Consider the following 22470-nt stretch of genomic DNA (forward strand, 5'->3'; position numbering starts at 1 on the left):
CTAGCTGACAACCTACGGCTGTAGTAAGAAAAATCAGTCGCTTTCAAGCTTTGCTTCATTAAAAAAAATATCTATAGTACCCATTCAAGGAATGCAAAATCCGATTGTTGCTGCCTCATCGCCTAACTTAGAAGTATCTAACAATGCTTTAAACCCGCCTCTCCTACCACCTAATGAAGCGCAACGCTTAGAGGCACTACGGCGCTACAATATCCTCGATACACCGCCTGAAGAAAGCTTTGATCGCATCACGACTTTAGCTGCGCGGTTATTTGAAGTACCAATTGCCCTAGTATCGCTGGTTGATGAATATCGAGCTTGGTTTAAATCTAGCTACGGCTTTGATACTCCCGAAGTTAGTCGGGAATCAACTATGTGTAGCTTTGCTCTTTTATATAACGATATTTTAATCGTTCCCGATACGAGATCCGATCCTCGCTTTGCTTGTATGCCCTTCGCTACTAGCGAACCAGGGTTGCGCTTTTATGCTGGCGCACCTCTTGTTACTCAGGATGGGTTTAATCTTGGCACTTTATGTTTGCTTGACAGCAAACCACGCCTAAAATTAACTTCTTCAGAGGAAGCAACACTCAAAGATTTAGCAGCTATGGTAGTTGATGAGTTAGAGCTAAGATTAGCTGCTCATAAAATTGCTCAGATGGATGTTGCTTTAATTGAAGTTACACAGGGAGTTTCAGCAGCAATTGGACAGGAGTTTTTCTCGTCACTGGTGCAACACCTAACTAAAGCCTTGGATGTGAATTTTGCTTTTATTGGTGAACTAATTGATCCTGATACAATTAAAACTATTGCTGTATCTGCCCAAAGAAAAATTGTTGAGAACATCGAATACACAGTAATTAATACCCCCTGTCACACTGTAATTGAGCAACGGAAGACTTGCTTTTACCCATCGAATATTCAGGCAACTTTTCCTTTGGATGATTTTTTAGTAGAGATGGAAGTTGAGAGTTATATTGGCACTCCTTTATTAGACTCTACAGGTGCAGTGCTAGGTATATTGGGAGTGCTGGATACAAAACCTTTTGAGAATGTTCAGTTAGCAGAATCTTTATTGACAATTTTTGCAACTCGTGCATCGACGGAACTAGAACGATCGCGTGCAGAGGAAGAACGCAATGAATTGTTAGTGCGTGAACAAGCCGCACGTGAACAAGCGGAGTCAGCTAACCGGATGAAAGATGAGTTTTTAGCGGTAGTTTCCCATGAATTGCGATCGCCACTCAATCCGATTCTAGGTTGGTCACGAATGCTGCTGAGTCGCAAGCTTAACCCAGTTACTACCACTAAGGCACTTGAAGCAATTGAGCGTAATGCTAAGTTACAAGCAGAATTAATTGAAGATCTGCTAGATGTCTCTCGGATGATGCGAGGTAAGCTGTCTTTGCAAGTTTGTGCAGTTAACCTCAGACAACCAATTGAAGCAGCTATTGAAACTGTTCAATTAGCAGCAGAAGCTAAAAATATTAAAGTCGAAAAGTTTATTGATTCCTCAACTAATTTAATTTCAGGTGATGCTAACCGCTTGCAACAGATTTTGTGGAATTTACTATCTAACGCGATTAAATTCACACCTGAAGGCGGACAAGTCAAAATTAGTTTAGAGTACAGCGAAAATGCTACTCAGGAAAATATTAATAATGGCAGTTATCCTGGTTCGCAGAAAAAAGCACTTATAGTAAATTCTTATGCTCAAATTACAGTAAGTGATACAGGTAAAGGAATTAGTGCGGAATTTTTACCTTATGTATTTGAGCGATTTCGTCAAGCTGATGGTGCAACTACGCGATCGCAAAGCGGGCTTGGTTTAGGTTTGGCAATTGTACGTCACTTGGTAGAATTACACGGGGGAACTGTTGAGGTTGACAGCGCGGGAGAAGGATTTGGAGCAACATTTATAGTTAAACTACCACTGATGCAGGTTCAGCCACAGGCAAATAATTCTGAGTTGATCCTTGAGGCGAATGGAAACAAAGTAATCATGGATATACCAACTCTTAATGGTTTGCAAGTGTTAATTGTGGATGACGAGGAAGATACCCGCTTTCTACTCACCATTGCCTTAGAAAATTATGGTGCTAAAGTCACAGCAGTAAGTTCAGCGACAGAAGCTTTAGTTGCTGTGCAAGAATTAATGCCGGATGTTTTGGTAAGTGACATTGGTATGCCCAATGAAGATGGTTACACACTTATCCGTAAAATTAGAGCATTAGAGCCAGAAAAAGGTGGTAAAATCCCTGCTGCTGCTTTGACAGCCTATGCTAGGAGTGAAGATTCTCAAAAGGCGATCGCACTTGGCTTTCAGAAGCATATCGCCAAACCAGTTGAGCCAGCAGAGTTAGTTGCTGTCATTGCAAGTTTAGCTAAAGCTAATTAGTCAGTATTTAGAAATTTGCCCATTCATATAGATAATGAGTATGTAGCGGAATCTGTACACAGATCTCTGCCCATCGGTTGATGAAATCAAAAATTGCGCTGTAGTGATAAGACGAAGGTCATGCTAAGTAAGTTAACTTGTCCGGTATGCGATCGCAAAGATGTAAGGGGTGACACCTGCCCTAACTGTGATGCAGACCTTACCATCATGCGTATACTTGCAGAACTTCCACCCTCATCCCCTAGTTATGTCCCATCATCATTCACTACTGAGCAGCCAGGAGGTGCAAAATGGTTGCCTTATGCGATCGCTGCTATGATCCTGGTACTAGGAATTATTTTAGGTGCTGTTGCTAATAAGTGGTTTTCTCAGTTTTCATCAATCGCTAGAAATCCTAATCCTGCTAACCAAGAATCCCCACAGCCTGAACCCAGTAGCAAACCTACCCCAACAGTTACCACTTCCCCTCTACCTAATCAATCAGTTGGCAACAACGAAGATCAGAATTACGTAATTAAAGATGGAGGATTCCAGCACACAGTAAAACCTGGAGATACAATATCATTACTTGCCAAACGTTTTTATGGTGATAAAGATTTGTGGACTTTAATAATTAAAGCTAATCCCAGCTTTCAAAATCACGTAGATTTAATCGAAGTTGGTGATGTGCTATTTATCCCAAATATTGAAAAAAAATCTCCAGCTAATTAACACTGTAAAATTTAATCCTAAAACTAACTATTTAATAAATTTATTGCATAAATATAGGACTTACGCAGAGATCCCCCTAAATCCCCCTTGATAAGGGGGACTTTGAATTTCCCCCCCTTATTAAGTGGGTAGGGGGGATCAAGCTTTCGGTGCGTAAGTCCTGACATAGATAAATTTGTATTTCATCTGCGTAGCCTACGGCAAGCGCTAACGCGCTATATCTGAGGTTAATTTATCAAAAAATAATTTTTGTAAAAAGTCTAATAATTATTTTATAATTTTGATATTAATTATATATACTGACTAAGTAAAATATTTATTTTAGCCAATAAATAGTATGCCTAATCAACCTTTAGAATTTAAATTGAGCAATGAAAAGCGGGAGCGACTCTTTGTAGATATTGGCAAAATGCTTAAAGAAAAAGTTTTGCTGCAACAAGCTTTGCGTGAACAGAAAGAACAAGCAAGCAGCTTCAGCGAAGACATTTTTTTAGAACTATTAGAAGTCGTCGATGCCTTACAATTCTTACTCGACTACATGGCAGAAAATCCCAATCCTAGCCCTGAGTTGATCAGCAATATACCAAACTCACTAGCTGCTGTGCAGAAAAAGTTCCTCAGCGTACTGGCTAAACGACAATTACACCAACTAGAAATTGCAGGAACAAAGCCAGATTTTAGTATTTGTAAAGTTATAGATTGTGAAGTCAGGAATGATTTGGAAGAGTCAACAATTACTAAAGTTGTTCGCAGAGGTTTTCGGTTTGGAGATAAAGTAATTAGACCGATTGAAGTGATTACTTCTAAAAAAGACTTAGCAGCCGAAATTCCATCAGAAGTACCTCCTGAAGCGATTATTCAAAAAACTTCAGAAATAGCTAATCAAAATGTATTAGTGGTATCTCCTGAAGAAGTTATTCCCAACACTCCAGAAATAGCTAACCAAGATTTATTAGTAGTATCTCCTGCGGAATTTATTACTGATAACACAGAAATCAACAACGCAAATTTCTCAGCATTATCTCCTGAAGAAATTATTCCAGATACCCTAGAAATAGCTAACCAAAATTTAACCGTAGTATCTGATCAGGAAGTTATCCAAAATAACCCCGAAATTAACAACGAAGATTTAACAGAATTATCTCCTGAAGAAATTATTCAAGAAATTACAGAAATAGCTAATCAAGATTTATCAGTATTGTCTGATGAAGAAGTTATCCCAGATAACCCAGAAATTAACAACGAAAGCTTATCCGAATTATCTGCTGAAGAAATTATTCAAGACACCACAGAAATAGCTAACCAAGATTTAGCTGTAGTATCTGATCAGGAAGTTATTCAAGATAACTCAGAAATTAACAACGAAAACTTATCCGAATTATCTCCTGAAGAAATTATTCAAGAAATCACAGAAATAGCTAATCAAGATTTATCAGTATTGTCTGATGAAGAAGTTATTCAAGATAACACAGAAACAAACAACGAAAACTTATCCGAATTATCTAATCAGGAAATTATTCAAGAAATCACCGAAATAGAGGAAATTGCTCAAGCAATGCCAGAGACAGAGGAAGATTCACCAGCTAATAATGCGTAAGGATAATATTAACCTTTTTTAATTAGCTGAATAAATATTCTAAATTGCAAATATATCATCCCAGATAGCACTTTAACTTGTGATAATCCCTTCTAAATCTTTAAGTACAATCCTAGCAGCGTTACGTCCTGATGCACCCATAATTCCACCGCCTGGATGTGTACTAGCACCAGTTAAATACAATCCTTTGAGGTGTGTTTTATAATCAGACATACCTAAGAATGGACGCAACATAAACATTTGATCCATACTCATTTCTAGGTGCATGACATTACCACGATATAATCCTAGTTCACGCTCTAACCATAACGGGTCTTGGAATAATTGCCCAACGATCTTGTCGCGTGTTCCAGGTGCATATTTTTCAAAATTATCTAAAAGTCGATTAACAACTGCTTCTCCTTGTTCATCCCAGTTACTATTAGCAAGTTGATAAGGGAAATACTGCGACCACAACCATAGTACTTCGCCACCAGGAGGTGCTAAGGTATCATCCACAGCACTAAAACTCATAGCAAAAATTGGTGGGTCTTGGGTAGTTTCGCCACGTTTAAAATCATTAAAGGCTGTGTTAATTTGTTGGCGATCGCGACATAATAATTGCAAAGCTATCCGTGCATCTTTCCCTGGATATGCTGTGTAACTAATTGGAGAATCTAACGCCAGACGCAGCATAATACCAAAACCGTTGCCTGTACGCATTCTCTTAGCGCCTAGCGGTCGGTGTTCTTCAGGTAAAAGCTTACCAAAAGTTTCAATCGCGTGTGTACCTGCAACTACTACCTTAGCAGTATAGATTTGTCCATCTACTTCAATACCAACCGCACGGCGATTTTCTACTAAAATCTTTTCCACAGGCGAATTTAGGTGTATTTCGCCACCATGAGCAATGATATGTTTGGCGATCGCTTGCGTCAACATCCCCGACCCACCTTTTGGTCGCGCCACCCCGCCATCATGGTAAAGTGGTTGCCAAAGCACATAAGGACCACTCAAAGGTTCTGTAGGTGCTGGACCTGACTGCGCCCCCATCCATACTAAAGCTGCCTTAATTTTTTCCTCAGTAAAATAATCATCTACAACTTCGCCATAAGGTTTAAATAAAGTTTTAAAAGTAGAAAACCAGCTAACATCCGGCGACTTACCATTAATCATTTGCTTACCCAGTTCAAACGGACTAGGCGTACTTAAGAAAAATTCCTTGATATTTTGCATCAAAGGTCGCCAGTCATTTATAAAACGGGCATAAGCTTCCCCCTCACCAGGAAATTTATCTTCTAAATGATTAATAGTTTTTTGTTCATCCCGATAGAAAAATAGCGAATCTCCATCAGGAAAAGGTGCAAAAAATAACGGGTCGAGTTCTAGATACTCCAACCCATAATCTTCTAACTTTAATTCCTGCACAATCGGAGTTAAGCGAATTAAAATGTGGGCGCTACCACCCAAATCAAATCTGTATCCTGGCACAATCTCCTTAGTAGAGACAGCACCACCAATAATATCTCGCCTCTCAAACACGCCTACCTTATAACCAGCTTGCGCGAGGTAGGCACTGGTAATGAGTGCATTATGTCCGCCACCAACAGTAATCACATCGTAATCATAAGCTTGTGTAGCCATAGTCCTTTTATCCTTAGTTATTAGATTTATGAGCAAAAATAAGTGATTCCATCTGTGTGCATCTGTGTAAATCTCGTGGTTAATTATCCATCGCTGTTGATGGTCGGTTTTCCTCCCATAAATTTACCATCCATCTCCCTGTTGATTTAGCGAGAATTTATTTATAGTGATTATTGGGTTGTAGGTGTATGTTTCCTTTCTGGGATAGTGCGTGCTATAGTTCCGAACCCGTATCTCGTAAAAGCCGTTTGGAACGCAAACTGAAGTTTCTCCAATTGATGCGAGATGATCTGGAAACAAGATTAGCTGGTATCAATGCGGCTATTGGTAAGATTCAAGAGCAATTAACTCAAGACGAAGCTGCGTAAGTATTTATATCTAAACAGCTAGTACTTAGCAAAGCAAATCTTTTAAAGATTGTCTGTTGCTAATTGAGGAGTTACTGTAAATCGCTGATTTACCAAGAGTAGAAATGTGATTTACAGTAGCTTCTATATATTGACATGATGTATTGAAATAACCAAGCTGATTATTTGTTTAGGTAGTAATTGATAATTTCTTTATAATCAAGACAATATCTGTACTAAGATATAAAGACAAGAGATTTACCAAGATGTAATCTAAAAAATAGGATTACTTTTAAAGCGTCAGTACTAATAAATTCGCGGATATTTACTGTAAAAAATAAATGTTTATTCAAAATCTCCCGCTTCTAGAAGTTGAAATAGCATCATCAATTATCAAATTGGTAATGTTGTTAAGTTTAACGTTGGCGATCGCCTTTTTTGTAGCAGCCGAACTTTCTTTAGTATCTGCCTCCCATTCTCAAATCTACCAGCTTACCCAAGAAAGCGATTCTACTAGCAAGTCAAAAGCAGCTAATCTTGTCCTAGACGCTCAAAATCACTTACAAAAGTACCTTTCTGTCACCCAAACAGGAACTACAGCTTTTAGCTTACTTTTGGGTTGGTTGGGTGAAGGTGCAACTGTACATTGGATAGAACCGTTAATCCAGCGTTTACCTATAGGCAAATTACCTGCCATTGTAACAAGCCATACTATTTCTGTAGCTATAGCATTTTTATTAGTAACTTATGTAGAAATTGTTTTAGGTGAACTGATTCCTAAAGTACTAGCATCGCAAGCGCCCGAAAAAACTGCGCTGTTATTAATTCGTCCACTTTATATCTGTTCAATTATTTTCTTTCCTTTATTAGTAATTTTTAATGGTACTGTACATTTGCTTATCGGTCGTGTTCCCAATCGACAGTATGAGTCGGAAGTGTCTTCAAAGGTGACTTTTGTTCACACTGATCCACACTCTGTGCTAGTTTCTGGAGTTGTAGAGTTAAATACAGTTAATGAATTATTCGGATTAAATATACCTACTAACACGGCTTATAGAACTTTAGCGGGTTTTATAATCCATCATTTAGGTCATGCACCAAAAATGGGAGAGATTCTTTTGTGGGGTGAGTTGGAATTGGAAGCAACAAGTGTAGTAAATGAAAGTTTAGAAACTGTATTACTGCGTCAAGTTACTCGTCCTTTGATAAATCATCCCGAAGTTTTTAAAGATCAAGATATAGAATATGCTGCCTTATAAAGGGATAGAGACGCGAAATTTCGCGTCTCTACAACAAAAGTAGTGCGGGCATCTTGCCCGCGTAATGTTCTTTGATAAGCCCTTACTAATCATTATTTGATATGATTTGATAAAAATATTATAATTAATAAGTAATTTGTTTTGGTATAAAGGCAAGTTAATTCAAGGCAACATTTTAGAACTGGAAATTGATGATCCAGGGTTGCTTTACGGTGCAACAGTATTCACCACTTTGCGAGTTTATCACCAATCTTTAGATAGTCGGCTCACAAATTGGCAAGCCCACTGCGATCGCCTACACTCCAGCATACAAAATTTTGGCTGGCAACAACCAGATTGGGAACGCTTGCGTAATGGTGCTGAGAAATTAATACTATCCTTTCCCGTATTAAGAATTACCATCTTCCCAGATGGGCGAGAGTGGATTACAGGGCGTTTGTTACCTGCTGATTTAAAGCAACGTCAGCAAAATGGAATTATAGCTTGGTTGGCAGATGCGCCACAATTTGAGCGATCGCTACCAACTCATAAAACAGGTAATTACTTACCTGCTTGGATGGCGTTAAACCAAGCAAAGTTATCTGGAATGCAAGAAGCAATTTTAGTTGATGCAGCCGGAAATTGGTTAGAAACCAGTACAGGTAATTTATGGGGTTGGCGAGATGGACGTTGGTGGACACCTCCAATTGACGCGGGAATATTACCAGGAGTAATGCGATCGCAAATAATTGATTGGCAACAACGTTACTATCAACCTGTAGGGGAAGTAATTTGGGATAAAGATTGGGTGCAGGAACTTGAAGCGATCGCTTATAGCAATAGCGTAGTTGAAGTAGTACCAATCCATACAGTAGTTAGCCAAAACTGCACCTTAGCCTTTGATCCATTACACAAAAGCTTAGAACAATTAACAATTATCAATGACTAGCGAATTAGAGCAACTATCTGTTATTTCCCAAGAAAAGCTTTATGAGCAAGATTTTTATTTGTGGATACTTTCAACAGCTAACCACATTCGACAGGGTAAATTTGATGCTGTTGACTGGGAAAATGTGCTTGAGGAGTTAGAGAGTTTGGGGAGATCCGATAAACGCGAGTTAAGAAATCGCTTGATTGTTTTATTAGAACATCTGCTGAAACTTGCTTATTGGAAATCTGAAAAAGAAGCTAATACTAGAGGTTGGCTGTTAACAATTACAGAACAGCGACGGCAAATTAAGGTGATCCTCAAGGACAGCCCTAGCCTGAAACCTTTTTTACAAGAAATATTTGCTGAATCTTACCAAGACGCGGTAAAAAATGCTGCGATCGCATCTGGACTTGATATATTCCCCACCGAATCGCCCTTTACCCAAGAAGACACCCTTAACCCTGACTGGATACCAGAGTAAGTGTAAGTGCGATCGCACTTACACTTACCCCTCTGCCCCTCTGCCCCTCTGCCTCCCCTGCTCCCAATTTAGTTACTATCAAAGAAGATATGCAGCCTTTTTCCAGTTAACCCTGTCAACTAATTCTGAGAAAGGTTAACATAAATTAATATTAGGACTCATAGAATAGCGTCTTTACATACCTGACCATAGGGAGAAATCAGAGTGAATAATAAGCGGTGGAGAAACGCAGGGCTATACGCACTGTTAGCAATAGTAGTGATCGCCTTAGCAACCACATTTTTAGAAAAACCTACCCAAAGCCAAAAGGTATGGAAGTATAGCGAGTTTATTCAGGAAGTTGAAAGCGGCAAAGTCGAGCGAGTTGGTTTAAGTTCTGATCGCACCAAAGCCCTAGTCACAGCCCAAGATGGCAATAAAGTTATTGTTAATCTGCCCAACGATCCAGACTTGGTAAATATCCTCACCAGTAAAGGTGTAGATATTGCAGTTTTACCTCAAAGCGATGATAGCTTCTGGTTCCGCGCCTTGAGTAGCCTGTTTTTCCCAGTTCTACTATTAGTCGGGTTGTTCTTCTTACTGCGTCGCGCTCAAGGTGGCCCAGGTTCTCAAGCGATGAACTTTGGCAAATCTAAAGCCAGAGTACAAATGGAGCCACAAACCCAAGTAACCTTTGGTGATGTTGCAGGAATTGACCAAGCCAAGCTAGAACTCAACGAAGTTGTAGACTTCTTGAAGAACGCAGACCGCTTCACCGCCATTGGTGCAAAAATTCCTAAAGGTGTGTTGTTAGTTGGCCCTCCAGGGACAGGTAAAACACTGTTAGCTCGTGCAGTTGCAGGGGAAGCAGGTGTTCCTTTCTTCTCCATCTCTGGTTCTGAGTTTGTAGAAATGTTCGTCGGTGTCGGTGCTTCTCGTGTCCGTGACTTGTTTGAACAAGCTAAGTCTCAAGCACCTTGTATCGTATTTATTGATGAAATTGATGCCGTTGGTCGTCAACGGGGCGCTGGTTTAGGTGGTGGTAACGATGAACGCGAACAAACCCTCAACCAGTTGTTAACTGAGATGGACGGCTTTGAAGGCAACACTGGCATCATTATTATTGCTGCTACCAACCGCCCAGACGTATTGGATTCCGCATTATTGCGTCCAGGTCGTTTCGACCGTCAGGTAGTTGTAGACAGACCTGATTATGCTGGTCGCTCAGAAATCTTGAAAGTTCATGCACGGGGTAAGACTCTAGCTAAGGACGTAGATTTAGACAAAGTTGCCCGTCGTACACCTGGTTTTACTGGTGCTGACCTTTCTAACTTGCTGAACGAAGCCGCAATTTTAGCTGCACGTCGTAGCCTCACCGAAATCTCTATGGATGAAGTGAATGATGCGATCGACCGTGTATTAGCAGGACCAGAGAAGAAAGACCGTGTGATGAGCGAGAAGCGCAAGACTTTAGTTGCTTATCACGAAGCTGGTCACGCCTTAGTTGGTGCGTTAATGCCAGATTATGACCCAGTACAAAAGATCAGCATTATTCCACGTGGTAATGCTGGTGGTTTAACTTGGTTTACCCCAAGTGAAGACCGCTTAGATTCTGGTCTTTATAGCCGTTCTTACCTGCAAAATCAAATGGCTGTAGCTTTAGGTGGTCGAATTGCCGAAGAAATTATCTTTGGTGATGAAGAAGTAACCACTGGTGCTTCCAATGACTTGCAGCAAGTAGCGCGAGTAGCACGTCAGATGGTAATGCGGTTTGGGATGAGCGATCGCTTAGGTCCTGTTGCACTTGGTCGTCAGCAAGGCAATATGTTCTTAGGACGCGATATTAATGCCGAACGTGATTTCTCTGACGAAACTGCTGCCACCATTGATGATGAAGTTCACAACTTAGTAGAGCAAGCATATAAGCGTGCTAAAGAAGTGCTGGTTAATAACAAGCACGTTTTAGATAAATTAGCGGTGATGCTAATTGAAAAAGAAACTGTAGACTCGGAAGAATTGCAAGAATTGCTGGCAAATAATGATGTCAAGATGGCTGCGATCGCGTAGCGTTAGCGCCTTAGCGCATAGCGGTAGCCTAAAACACACATAACCTCACAGGCTAAAGCCTGGAGCTATACTAACTAAGCCTGCCTACGCAGGCTTAGTCTGTTTAAGAACATCTGTATGAGATTTTAATTGACTATAGACAATGACTATGGTTAATATATTACTATGGAAAAAGTACAAATTTCGGAATTTAAAGCTCTTTGCCTTCGTTTGTTGGAACAAGTTAACCAAACGGGAGAACCTTTAATGATTACCAAGAAGGGTGAACCACTGGCAGTAGTTTATCCGGCTCCAAAGCAACGAACAAGAGTTCCTTTTGGTATCGCCCAAGGAACAGCCAAAATTAAAGCAAATATTGTTGAACCTGCTTGTGATCCTAGCGAGTGGGAGGCGTTGCAATGAAACTTTTATTAGATACCCACATTTGGATTTGGTTTCTTTTGGGGGATGAGAAGCTCAACAGTGCGATCGCTACTGCCATAGCTGAGGAGTCGAATGAACTATGGTTGAGTCCTATCAGTGTTTGGGAAACCCTCGTATTGGGGCAGAAAGGAAAGATCGAATTCCAGCCAGATCCGTACCGATGGGTGAAAAGAGGACTGGAACTGCTAGATGTTAGGGAAGCCAGCCTGAACAATGAAATCGCCTTTTTGAGTCGGCAACTAGAGATGAAACATGAAGATCCAGCCGATCGCTTTCTGGCGGCGACAGCAGTACATTTTAATCTAACTTTAGCGACGGTAGATAGAAGACTGCTAGACCTAGAATGGTTAACAACCTTAAGTTAAAAGTTGTTTATTTTTGCTAGTAACTAGAGATTTTAGATAAAAGTAGAAAGTTTCAATAGCACCTTGACACTAAAGTATTTAACACAGCGTTGCGTCGAGTGCAACAATGTACGCTACTGGTTAATGAGATACTCTCCAGACGGATGTTTTCATAAACAATCTTCGCTATTTTTAAAACTAAAGTAATAACTAAGTAGTCATCAGCCTGATGAGCAATCTGCCTCAACTAGGATTAGTATGTATCACCTCGTCGAATCAAGTGCGTTACCGGACTGTGACGCGCAAACGTTTGTTGCAATTAAGTTCTGAGGAACAACAGCAAGTTTTACGCCAGTTGTATCAGGATAATTTGCAGCGTATAAATAAGGCGCTGGATTTTTGTGTTGCTAATAATATTAAGCTTTATAGAGTAACTTCTTCTTTATTTCCTTTTGCAGATACTCCAGAGGGGGAGAGTGTATTAAATGAATTTGATTGTGAATTAAAAGCAACAGGCGATCGCTCTCAATCTTTAGGCATCCGTATAGTAATACATCCAGATCAATTTGTAGTTCTGAGTTCCGATACTCCTTCTGTTATTGAAAACAGTATTAAGATACTGCAAATGCAGGCGATGATTTTTGATAAACTCGGTTTACCGCGATCGCCTTGGGCAATGATGGAAGTACATGGAGGAAAAGGCGATCGCGCGGAACGTTTAATTAATGTTATTCGTGATTTACCAGAAGGAATTCGCTCTCGACTAGCATTAGAAAATGATGAATACGCTTACAGCGCTTCAGAAATTTTAGAAGTATGTCGTGCTGCTAATATACCAATGGTGTTTGATGCTCATCATCACGTTATCCACGAAAAATTAGATACTTACGAAGATCCTAGCGTTCCCGAAATTTTAGCAGCAGCGCGTAGCACTTGGCATTTACCTGAATGGCAAATTGTTCACATTTCTAACGGGCGCGAAGCATTTGGCGATCCGCATCACAGTGATTTGATTAGTGTCATGCCTACTTCATATCGTAATGCACCTTGGATTGAAGTAGAAGCTAAGTTAAAAGAACAGGCAATTGAAAAGCTACGAACAGAATGGCTATCACCGTTATTAGTTGTTAGTTAAGTTTGTTATATCTATAAATAATTTAACCAATGTAGATAGCAATTATTATCAGTGGCGTGAATATGGAAACTAAATCAGAATCTCACTCGCTTTCCCCAACTATAGAAGGAATTGCCACAACTTTTCGTATTACAGGCTGGATTGACTTTTGGCTACAGTTAGCACTCGTTGTAGTTTGCAGTTTTACTTTATTATTTGCCATCTCTGGTCGTAACTTTAGCACCGAAACTACTTCAGGAATAGGAGTTGGGATTTTTTGGGCAGTCTGTGGGCTTTTATCACTGTGTTTTAGTGCTTTTTTAGCTTTTCGTTATACTCGCATAGCCAAAGGTTTACACAATCCTAAAACTGATTTGCGTCCTAAGAAAGCAGATACAGTTCAACTTTTGCGGCTAGGAGTGATTGTGGGTTTAGTAGGAATATTATTATTTTTACTAGGCGCGGGAGCAACTTTGGGAGTGTTAGTAGCAAAATCTGTCTCCCAACCTCCAGGGGTGGCAATTACTGATCCTAACAGGATTGTTCGAGCTTTGGATGTATTTGTGGCAGTAGCAAATGTTAATGGTATCGCTGCTCACTTTGTCGGTACTGTTTCGGCAATTTTCTTGTTAGAAAGAATACATCGTTAGGGAAAAAATACTAATAATTAGTAGTTGGGGAAGTTGACTACTGAATTCTGACTTATGAATTATTTAATTTTGATTAGTTGATTCTGGCGGTAACTCTTGTGGTAATGCCCATACACTTATAATTGCTGCTGCGATCGCCCCAATACTATCCATAATTAAGTCATTGATTGTATCATCAAGGCTTTCAATAACTTGCATAGATACAAATATATCTGCTGTCCACTCCATTACTTCCCAAATAGCTCCAATAGCAATACCAAAACTGCTAATTGTGAGGACATAAAGAATCCGGTGGCTACGAAAAATAGTCAGCATTGGGCTATAAACTAAAAAGCTTAATGCTAGGGAAATTGCAAAGGGTGTATATATATGGGTAATTTCATCGTAAGGCTTAACTGTATTAAATAAATCCCATACCCATCCCGCAGCATTTAGTAATGCTGCAACTACAAACAGAAAATCAAATAGTGTTGGTAAGCGATCGTCTTTAAGTACAAAAATAACAGAAGCGATGAGAAATCCAGCTAATGCGATCGCACCTCTCCAATTACCTTGAGTTGCTTCTATAATCACAGCTATTGTCAACAAAAACTGCCCAACCCAAGCAGCTACTCGATAACCGCGCCAGTTAGTATTGTGCAACCATTGGTGTGTACTTGTCATTAATAATTTTTATATTTTAATAAGTTGTGTATAAATAAAAAACCGCAGTTAGTCATATTAGCTTAAAGTGTTTCTTCCTTAAACCAGTAATCTTTTCCCTGCGGTATATTTATCTAGCAAGTGGTATTGCTAACAATTAAAATTATTTACCAGTAACTTGCTCTACTAATTCTTTTGCTTCTTCAATTATGCCTTTATCTGGCTGTACTTCTTTGTATTCTTTGACATTTTCTTTATAAACCTTATCCATCTTGCTAGGATTTTGAGCTTCTTCTACTGCTTCTTCATAACTTTCTGCTTCAGTAACATAAGCAGGCTCAGTTGTTTGGATTTGATTCGCCTTGCTAGCTGCATAAGCAGGGTGCTGAGAAAACATGAACACATTAGACAAAAGCAAACCTACTAAGCTTAGAACTAAAAAGCTTTTGCGAAATACTTGCCCAATACTAGAAATAATGTTTTTCACGTAAATATCCTCCTAATTTAAACTGGTTAGAAAACTCACAAAAAGTATGTTTTTTCTGTAAGAGATTTTACGGTTATAACTATAACCAAACCTTCTGCCCAAAGATACATTAAATTTCTTCAAAGAATTAAAAGTTTGTTAAGACCGCAGTTGCAAGCCTAATTGCCGATATTTTGTAGTAGTGCCTCAACATTCAGCAATTCTTTAGGCATAGCTTTCGGGCGCATTGCTTTGATGTCTACCCATACCCATAAAGCTTCTGCTGTCACCAATAGTTGTTGATCTGCTTGTTTGCGGATCTCATAGTGTCGGGTGGAACGCGATCCGCGCATATCTTGTATCCAAGTGGTAATTTCTAGGGTATCGCCAGCAAATGCAGGGCGCAGATAATCTATCTTGATACGTCGCAGTACAAACACTCCGCCTAACTGTTGATAGCGATCTAAATTAAACTCCAAATATTCCATGTGTTCGATCGCAGCTTGTTCCAAATAATTTTGGTAAACAGCGTTGTTGAGGTGTCCTAAAGTGTCTAACTCGTAGTGACGTACTTTAATCTGTGTAATAAATTTTTCCATGCGATCGCACCCCTACCAACATTATGAATATTACTACCCCTCTCCCCTCATGGGCGGATGAACTTTTCCTAAACCTCAAAGCATAATAATTGTGTAATTTAATTAACTTTGATATTTGCAATGCAGCGCGAGATAGCTAATACAGATGGAGTAACCTGGAGTTGCGTTCAGGCATATACAGGTCTGACAGAGGGTACTGAAAACAAAGATGCTGCGAGTGTCAAAGGGGAAGATGATAGTTACTGGGTAGTCTGTACACCTAGCGGGGGTGCAAAATCAGTACGACTGAAATTAGAAGGTGATTGGGAAAATACCTACTCTGACGAAGATTTATTAAACGAAATTATGACAAAACAGCAAGCAGAATAATCTTCTGTTAATTTGTAAGCTTGAGCATAATTATTGAGAAGTTAAGGAAAATAGTTTACCCATTTGTGCAAAATCTACATTACCACCACTAATAATTACCCCAATTTTGGCATCATCAGGCACACTAATCACACCTTCTAATAAAGCAGCAGCAGCTAAAGCGCCTGTGGGTTCCACGACAATTTTTAAACGTTCCCATACGTAAAACATTGTACGAAGAATCGCTTCTTCAGATACAGTTACCATGTCATCAACATAATGTAGTACTAATGGAAACGTAATTTTTCCTAAGTATGGTGTTCTAGCACCATCGGCAATAGTATTTGGATTATGAATAGTTTGTAATGTTTTAGAATAAAACGAGCGCGTTGCATCATCGGCTTGTTGTGGTTCTACTCCAACAACGCGACAATTTGGTGATAACGCCTTAGCTGCGATCGCACTACCAGATAATAACCCACCGCCACCACAGCAAACTAGCAGTAAATCTAAATTACCGACTTCTTCAATTAATTCTTTGGCTGCTGTACCTTGTCCAGCTATAATATGCGGATGATCGTAAGGTGGAATTATGGTTAAATTGCGATCGCCTGCCAATTTTTCAGCCAATTCTTCCCGATTAGTTTCCAACCGATTATATAATATTACCTCTGCCCCATAACCGCGAGTTGCATTTTGTTTTACTATTGGGGCATCATCGGGCATGACAATTGTAGTAGGAATATCTAGAAGTTTACCTGCAAGTGCGATCGCCTGTGCGTGATTCCCTGATGAAAAAGTCAGCACACCTCGTTGCTTTTCTGCTGTTGATAGCTGCGCTAAAGCATTATAAGCACCCCGAAATTTAAATGAACCTGTGCGCTGAAAATTTTCACTTTTAAAAAATACCCTACTTTTCGTGCATTCATTAATATTACTAGAAGTAATAACTGGTGTTCGGTGTGCTTTATTTTCTAGACGTAATGCTGCTGCTTCGACATCGGCATAACAAACGGGTAATTTTGAAGCATCAACAGCAGTAGATATTTCAGATGGTGTCTGATCAGCATTCATCGCAAAATCAAATATTGTAAAGTGACTGTTTAATCAAACCTTAGTTTTTAAATTGGCTAAGGCGTTTATGGTTTGGCTAGTTACTTAAATAATTTTAACAAATCAAATATTACTTAAATCATTACTGATTTGCTTTTAATCTAGCCGTTTTTTCCAGGTATCCATCTATGTTTTTAACAAGTTCAAAAGTCTCTGGAACCAGATTGCTCAATTCTTGTACTAGCTTCTCCTTGAGTTCAAGAGATAACTTTTGATTTAACTGTACTTGCTTCAAACTATCACGATAGTTAGTTAAGTAGGTATCAAGATCATTAAAGAAAAGATCTACTCGCTGATGAAAATCTTCATCAAGATACTGATTGATTTCTTGCTTAATTTTTTTAATGCTTTGCTCAATCAATTGATTGACTTCTGTAACAATTTCTTGTAAAGAAACACTATAATAGGCTTCACGGTGTTCTGGTGTTTTAATTTGAATTGTTTCTTTACGGGGAATTAATCCCAACCAGTACCACCAAGTTCTCTTGGTTACTGTGTGTTCTTCAAAACCCCGATTTAATATTCGTGTATGACGCTTGACACGGGGTTTATCAAAATTAATTTCCGTAGATTCCAATCTGGGTGTAGGCAATGATAAATTAACATTAAATGTTTCATTTAAGCGATCGCGCGCCCGTTCAATAATTGCCTGTGTTTCTCGCTCTAATACAACAGTAAGCTCAGTCCTAGCTTGTTCTATCTGCTGACTAATTTGCTCTCTTACACTTTCTAATAAACTATCGGCTCTACCTTTGGGATAAGATATGGCTATATCAGCAAACTCTTCAGCTTCTCTTAATGTTTTAAATTCAATTACACCTTTTACTTCTACTGGAGACTTGACATATTTGTGAATCCAATCAAGAAAATTACTAGCTTCCATGCCAGTTTTTTTCATTACTCCAGTACGTTGATATTCTTCTTCATTAAAATAAGTTTCAATCGAAACTTTAGCTACTTTCTTGATAGATTCAAGAATGCTATTTAGCTCTCCATCAAGTTTGTCTTTAATTTGATATACTGCTTGCAAACGATTTCGGCATGATTCCAATGTCTGTAAATCTGCTTCTAAAGCTTCAACTTCTAACTTAAGTTGTTCTTCATCTTGATTAATAGCATGACTGCGAAGTTGCACATCTTCTTGTAATTCTATAATCCGACTACGAGCAACATTAAGTGCAGATAAAATACAACGTGGTGCTGCTTCTGCAATCAGGGCGCTAATGGCATTTTCTAAAAATGGTTCAAAGCCGGATTTTTGCCAAAGTTTTTGAGCTTTTTTTTCTAATTTTTCTAAAGTTGCTTCTTCAAGTTCTTCTTCCCAATCAATCCCAAAAACTTCTTGCGCTAGAGGTAGTGCTGTTTGTGATTTGCGTAAATCCTTTAAGTTCTGTTCAAGTTCTTGGATAAAGTTAGCTGCACAAAAAGCCCGTCTCGCTGCGATTTCAAATACACGATTAGTATTACCATCAGTAGCTAGTCCTAATTCAGCAGCAACAAATTGTTGTACTTGTTCCGGTGTCATGTCGCCTTTACGTCGTTGATCAACTTTGTTAATTAAGACGTAAAGATTATCTTTGCCGCGAAATTCAATTACTCTTTGAACATCTCTTTTAACTTTTTCTGCGGCTTCTGTTCTTAACTGAGTAAAGTCTAAGACAATTAATACTAAGGAACATTTCTCAAGTTGGTCTGCAACTACATTAACTAATCTGAGATTTTCACCAGCTTCGTTAGGTCCAGGGGTATCAATTATTACCAGTTTGCCGAGTAGTTTAGCATTTTCTGCTGTTTTATCTTCTAGTTGAGAAATAGTTTGCGATCGCCAAAACGGAGTATAAATCTTTGGTACATCTGTCAGCAACTCTAGCGGGTCAACCATTGGATCGAGAATGCTGCACAAGCGCACAATATCGTTTAATGCGCTTAAGTTACCAATAATCCGTTGACGACCTAAAACTTCGCCGTCAATTGCACCACTGGTTTTAATGGCAATTCTTTCTGCGAGTTTGACTAAATGGGGATAATGACCAAGTTTTGCTTGGACTACATCCATCCCCAACTCTTGAATTTTACGCTGTAAGCTAAAAAATCCTGATTCAAAAACTTCTCGAACTTTGGGACTAAGATTCAGTAGAGGTTCTTTTCTTTTTGCGTCAAAAATAATCTCAGTGGGGATGGTAGTCATGGCAGAATTGCGACTTGGCAACAAATCCTGCCCGATAATGGCGTTGATGATAGTAGACTTACCAGCCTTCATCGGTGCAACGATCGCCATTCTTAATTCAAAGTCTTCTACATTGGCAGTTGCATTATTAATTTCCTGCTCAAATTTAGCAAAGCGATCGCTACCACTATCAGAAGTCAAAACCGCACTGGCGCGTTGCATCAGGTAACTGACTTGGCGCAGCAACTCAACAACTTTGGTTTGCAAGTCTTGAATATTGGGCTTCCGCGCTTCAGTTTCCATAACAGTGCAATTATTAAAATAACTATACAGAATTCAGAATGAAATTAGTGCAGTAATTAAACCCTCGCCAGAGTTAACTAGCAAATCTTTTAGCTTAGAAGAAAAAACGCCAATTTTCTATCAGCCCTCAGTAGTATTTTAGATGCCTTTTATTGATAAAATAAAGAGTTTGCAATCAAAGAGCGAAAAGCACTTAGCACTCAGCCGTCAGACACAAGAATTGTTGCCTACAAAAAGCGAGGCAATTCGGATACGCGACAAGCTGATAGCTTAGTAAATTAAGACGCTCTCACACTCAAGGAGTTAACACATGGCCCGGATGTATTACGACGCGGACGCGAATTTAGACTTGTTAGCCGGAAAAACGGTAGCGATTATCGGTTACGGTTCTCAAGGTCACGCTCACGCGCTCAATCTCAAAGATAGTGGCATAAATGTCATTGTCGGGCTGTATCCGGGCAGTAAGTCTGCTGAGAAAGCAAAGCAAGCTGGTCTGGAAGTCCACAATGTCGCTGATGCCTCTAAAGCAGCCGATTTCATTATGATCTTGCTGCCAGATGAAGTGCAAAAAACAGTTTATAAAGAAGAAATTGAGCCAAATTTGACGGAAGGAAAAGTTTTAGCTTTTGCTCACGGCTTCAATATTCACTTTGGTCAAGTTGTCCCACCAGAAAACGTCGATGTGGTGATGGTTGCGCCCAAGGGACCTGGACATTTAGTGCGACGCACTTATGAACAAGGCGAGGGTGTACCCGCGTTGTTTGCAGTTTATCAAGATGCTTCTGGTCAAGCACGCGATCGCGCAATGGCTTACGCTAAAGGTATTGGTGGCACTCGCGCTGGTGTTTTAGAAACTACTTTCCGCGAAGAAACAGAAACCGACTTATTCGGTGAGCAAGCAGTATTATGCGGTGGCTTGAGTGCGCTGATTAAAGCGGGTTTTGAAACTTTGGTCAATGCTGGCTATCAACCAGAATTAGCTTATTTTGAATGTCTGCACGAAGTTAAATTAATTGTTGACTTAGTTGTAGAAGGTGGTTTGGCTAAGATGCGTGATAGCATCTCCAATACTGCCGAGTATGGTGATTATACTCGCGGCCCTCGGCTTGTGAATGACCAAACTCGCGCCGAAATGCGGAAAATTCTCCAAGAAATTCAAAGCGGTCAATTTGCGCGGGAATTTGTGTTAGAAAACCAATCTGGTAAAGCTGGGTTTACTGCTATGCGCCGTCAGGAAGCCGAACACCCAATTGAGGAAGTAGGCAAGGATTTACGGGCAATGTTTAGCTGGTTGAAGAAAACAAATTAAATCACTTAACAGTTGACAGTGAACAGTTAACTGTCAACTGTCAACTGATAAATGGTTTAAATACCTTACTTTTTCTCCTCTTGCGGGTTCTTCTCTACTTTATCGAGGGCTTTTTGTGTACGCTCATATGGCTTAGTCTTGGGTTTCCAAGCTGGAAATAAACCGACCACAAAATTGTTTAATGAGGCTCGGCTTTCCACGCTAGCTGTATTTAGGGGTTTGGGAAGGAAGCGATCGCCAACAGAAACAAACACCACAGCTAAGATGACGACAATTGTACTAATACTTTTAGTGCCCATAAGTTATTAAATTGGAGTTGTATTAAATGGCTTAATACTATCTTTCCCACTAATAACCCCACAACAGTCACTAATTTTTATACTTGCTCAGAGTTTCCAACTAATATAAGTTTGTCTAATTTAAAATGCACTATCGTCTTTGGCTTAAATTAGCTATCTATCTCAATATAGGATTAGGATTCGTATTACTCAAAATTATATCAACAGAGGCAGTCGTGGCTCAAATTCCTGGCTCAGTTCCATTAAAAATTGCCCAAATATCGCTACAACCATTTTTTGATCAAATCAATAATCCTGATTTTCGTCGCTTTCCATCTGGAAACTCAGCAGATATCACACCGCTACCACCTCAGCTAAATGCTTTTGACCAAGCTGTGCTAAAAACTTGTGGAACAATTGGCAGCAAAGTCAAAGCCAGTGATGTTAAACAATTGATGTTAAATAACTCATTTGTATTGCAAAGAATTCAGCAAGCTGTTGGAGGTGAATTACGCACCAATCGCCGTACACAGGCAGAATTTTTAGATGATTTCACAGCTATTTGGTCTAACTCGCGAGGTTTTCAACATATTTTCTGCGGTGAGATTAAGAACCAAAAATATATTGGTGGACTACATTTTTTTGGTAGATATCTACAACTACAAAATCAAGGTATTGCGGGAAGATTACCTAATAACCAGGCAAAAGAAGAGGTAATTCCAGGGGTAGTTTATACTTTGGGAGTAGTAATTAAACAAGGAAATAGAACGGTGAGCGATCGCATCAAGGGTTATGCTCTTGTCAGCGATGCCGCAGAAATACTTATAGATGCAACTAAAGCATTCAAATCTCAGGGAAATAAACAAGGCGCGTGCCTTTATCCGGTGCGAGATCAAAATTCAGGCAAATCTTATCAAGCAGTTTTTGTCAAAGATAGAAACGCAATTGTAACTTTTTACCCTGATGCAACTCCTAAAGGTAAAGTTTGTGCAGTTAAGTAACTCACCCTAAATAAACATAAATCTTTATACCCCAACTTTGAAGGTTAATTCATAATTAGCTAAAATTTGCTGTTAATAAGTGTTAAGAATGTGCCAAAAGCAGGATGTGCAGCGAACCAAAGCTAATGAGAATGAGTTATAGAACATATATTTACTAGGTTATTCTGTGATGTTAGCCCTGGAGCGGATTCTACCAAATAATAAATTTAATACAACAAATATTTGGACTAAAGCTAACTTTGATTGTGTTAAACGGAGAATCAAGCAAATTAATGCTCGAATCGAATTAGTAATAGAAAAACCTTTGGGTAACTCCGATGATGAAAACAGTCGTTAGTAGC

Annotated in this window: 23 protein-coding genes; 16 read left to right on the plus strand and 7 right to left on the minus strand. The window is 39.3% G+C overall.

What is annotated here, in order from left to right; all coding sequences use genetic code 11:
* The first annotated feature begins 91 nt into the window (after window positions 1-91).
* From CRI9333_RS25055 to CRI9333_RS25815, 3 genes are all read left to right on the plus strand, one after another.
* Window positions 92-2398: a hybrid sensor histidine kinase/response regulator gene (locus tag CRI9333_RS25055; protein WP_015204199.1), complete on the plus strand. Its 2307-nt coding sequence runs from the start codon at window positions 92-94 to the stop codon at window positions 2396-2398.
* A gap of 120 nt (window positions 2399-2518) precedes the next feature.
* Window positions 2519-3109, plus strand: coding sequence for a LysM peptidoglycan-binding domain-containing protein (locus CRI9333_RS15950; protein ID WP_015204200.1), 591 nt, complete (start codon window positions 2519-2521; stop codon window positions 3107-3109).
* Window positions 3110-3446: 337 nt separating this feature from the next.
* The gene (locus CRI9333_RS25815) at window positions 3447-4706 is read left to right on the plus strand and encodes a nucleotide exchange factor GrpE (RefSeq protein ID WP_015204201.1); all 1260 of its coding nucleotides are present in this window, start codon (window positions 3447-3449) and stop codon (window positions 4704-4706) included.
* 72 nt (window positions 4707-4778) lie between these two features.
* Here CRI9333_RS25815 and CRI9333_RS15960 read toward each other — a convergent pair whose 3' ends face one another.
* A complete protein-coding gene (locus tag CRI9333_RS15960) occupies window positions 4779-6329 on the minus strand; it encodes a phytoene desaturase family protein (protein ID WP_015204202.1) in 1551 nt (516 codons plus the stop codon).
* A 188-nt stretch (window positions 6330-6517) separates the two neighbouring features.
* Here CRI9333_RS15960 and CRI9333_RS15965 point away from each other — a divergent pair, with 188 nt between their 5' ends.
* The 9 genes from CRI9333_RS15965 (at window position 6518) to CRI9333_RS16005 (ending at window position 13903) form a co-directional block, all read left to right on the plus strand.
* Entirely contained in the window at window positions 6518-6697 is a 180-nt protein-coding gene (locus tag CRI9333_RS15965) for a hypothetical protein (RefSeq protein ID WP_015204203.1), read from the plus strand.
* Between the two features lie 320 nt (window positions 6698-7017).
* On the plus strand, window positions 7018-7935 hold the full coding sequence (locus CRI9333_RS15970) for a CNNM domain-containing protein (protein WP_015204204.1): 918 nt from the start codon (window positions 7018-7020) through the stop codon (window positions 7933-7935).
* A 136-nt stretch (window positions 7936-8071) separates the two neighbouring features.
* Complete coding sequence (locus tag CRI9333_RS15975; RefSeq protein WP_015204205.1) at window positions 8072-8863, plus strand: aminotransferase class IV; 792 nt, start codon at window positions 8072-8074, stop codon at window positions 8861-8863.
* Window positions 8856-9326, plus strand: a complete 471-nt coding sequence (locus CRI9333_RS15980; RefSeq protein ID WP_015204206.1) for a DUF29 domain-containing protein — start codon at window positions 8856-8858, stop codon at window positions 9324-9326. Before CRI9333_RS15975 ends, CRI9333_RS15980 begins: the two co-directional genes overlap by 8 nt.
* Before the next feature lie 204 nt (window positions 9327-9530).
* The gene (gene ftsH3, locus CRI9333_RS15985; RefSeq protein ID WP_015204207.1) at window positions 9531-11372 is read left to right on the plus strand and encodes an ATP-dependent zinc metalloprotease FtsH3; all 1842 of its coding nucleotides are present in this window, start codon (window positions 9531-9533) and stop codon (window positions 11370-11372) included.
* Window positions 11373-11537: 165 nt separating this feature from the next.
* Window positions 11538-11774: a type II toxin-antitoxin system Phd/YefM family antitoxin gene (locus CRI9333_RS15990; RefSeq protein ID WP_015204208.1), complete on the plus strand. Its 237-nt coding sequence runs from the start codon at window positions 11538-11540 to the stop codon at window positions 11772-11774.
* Window positions 11771-12160 (plus strand): type II toxin-antitoxin system VapC family toxin, encoded by a 390-nt coding sequence (locus CRI9333_RS15995; protein ID WP_015204209.1) that lies wholly within the window; start codon window positions 11771-11773, stop codon window positions 12158-12160. The genes CRI9333_RS15990 and CRI9333_RS15995 overlap by 4 nt, the downstream gene beginning before the upstream one ends.
* A 208-nt stretch (window positions 12161-12368) precedes the next feature.
* Entirely contained in the window at window positions 12369-13274 is a 906-nt protein-coding gene (gene uvsE / locus CRI9333_RS16000) for a UV DNA damage repair endonuclease UvsE (protein WP_015204210.1), read from the plus strand.
* A gap of 62 nt (window positions 13275-13336) precedes the next feature.
* A complete protein-coding gene (locus tag CRI9333_RS16005; RefSeq protein WP_015204211.1) occupies window positions 13337-13903 on the plus strand; it encodes a DUF3611 family protein in 567 nt (188 codons plus the stop codon).
* A gap of 63 nt (window positions 13904-13966) precedes the next feature.
* On the opposite strand, the gene CRI9333_RS16010 is transcribed toward CRI9333_RS16005, so the two are convergent.
* The 3 genes from CRI9333_RS16010 to CRI9333_RS16020 all read right to left on the minus strand — a co-directional run bounded on the left by CRI9333_RS16010 (window position 13967) and on the right by CRI9333_RS16020 (window position 15610).
* Complete coding sequence (locus tag CRI9333_RS16010) at window positions 13967-14566, minus strand: hypothetical protein (protein WP_015204212.1); 600 nt, start codon at window positions 14564-14566, stop codon at window positions 13967-13969.
* A gap of 142 nt (window positions 14567-14708) precedes the next feature.
* Window positions 14709-15032 carry a hypothetical protein gene (locus CRI9333_RS16015; protein ID WP_015204213.1) on the minus strand — a complete coding sequence of 108 codons (324 nt, stop codon included), beginning with the start codon at window positions 15030-15032 and terminating at the stop codon, window positions 14709-14711.
* A gap of 158 nt (window positions 15033-15190) precedes the next feature.
* Window positions 15191-15610, minus strand: coding sequence for an acyl-CoA thioesterase (locus tag CRI9333_RS16020; protein WP_015204214.1), 420 nt, complete (start codon window positions 15608-15610; stop codon window positions 15191-15193).
* A 120-nt stretch (window positions 15611-15730) separates the two neighbouring features.
* Here CRI9333_RS16020 and CRI9333_RS16025 point away from each other — a divergent pair, with 120 nt between their 5' ends.
* Window positions 15731-15979, plus strand: coding sequence for a hypothetical protein (locus tag CRI9333_RS16025; RefSeq protein ID WP_015204215.1), 249 nt, complete (start codon window positions 15731-15733; stop codon window positions 15977-15979).
* A 30-nt stretch (window positions 15980-16009) separates the two neighbouring features.
* On the opposite strand, the gene CRI9333_RS16030 is transcribed toward CRI9333_RS16025, so the two are convergent.
* Window positions 16010-17032 (minus strand): threo-3-hydroxy-L-aspartate ammonia-lyase, encoded by a 1023-nt coding sequence (locus tag CRI9333_RS16030; RefSeq protein WP_015204216.1) that lies wholly within the window; start codon window positions 17030-17032, stop codon window positions 16010-16012.
* 121 nt (window positions 17033-17153) lie between these two features.
* Window positions 17154-19541 (minus strand): dynamin family protein, encoded by a 2388-nt coding sequence (locus CRI9333_RS16035; protein WP_015204217.1) that lies wholly within the window; start codon window positions 19539-19541, stop codon window positions 17154-17156.
* 310 nt (window positions 19542-19851) lie between these two features.
* On the opposite strand from CRI9333_RS16035, the gene ilvC reads away from it, so the two are divergent.
* A complete protein-coding gene (gene ilvC, locus CRI9333_RS16040) occupies window positions 19852-20850 on the plus strand; it encodes a ketol-acid reductoisomerase (RefSeq protein WP_015204218.1) in 999 nt (332 codons plus the stop codon).
* A 65-nt stretch (window positions 20851-20915) separates the two neighbouring features.
* Here the strand turns inward: ilvC and CRI9333_RS16045 are convergent, their stop codons facing one another.
* Window positions 20916-21149, minus strand: coding sequence for a hypothetical protein (locus CRI9333_RS16045; RefSeq protein WP_015204219.1), 234 nt, complete (start codon window positions 21147-21149; stop codon window positions 20916-20918).
* Between the two features lie 125 nt (window positions 21150-21274).
* Here CRI9333_RS16045 and CRI9333_RS16050 point away from each other — a divergent pair, with 125 nt between their 5' ends.
* Together CRI9333_RS16050 and CRI9333_RS26815 are read left to right on the plus strand one after the other, a co-directional pair.
* Window positions 21275-22129: an EndoU domain-containing protein gene (locus CRI9333_RS16050; RefSeq protein WP_015204220.1), complete on the plus strand. Its 855-nt coding sequence runs from the start codon at window positions 21275-21277 to the stop codon at window positions 22127-22129.
* Window positions 22130-22298: 169 nt separating this feature from the next.
* Window positions 22299-22466, plus strand: a complete 168-nt coding sequence (locus tag CRI9333_RS26815; protein ID WP_015204221.1) for a hypothetical protein — start codon at window positions 22299-22301, stop codon at window positions 22464-22466.
* Window positions 22467-22470 lie beyond the last annotated feature (4 nt).

It is taken from the genome of Crinalium epipsammum PCC 9333, from assembly GCF_000317495.1.
In the GTDB taxonomy this organism is placed as follows: Bacteria; Cyanobacteriota; Cyanobacteriia; order Cyanobacteriales; family PCC-9333; genus Crinalium; species Crinalium epipsammum.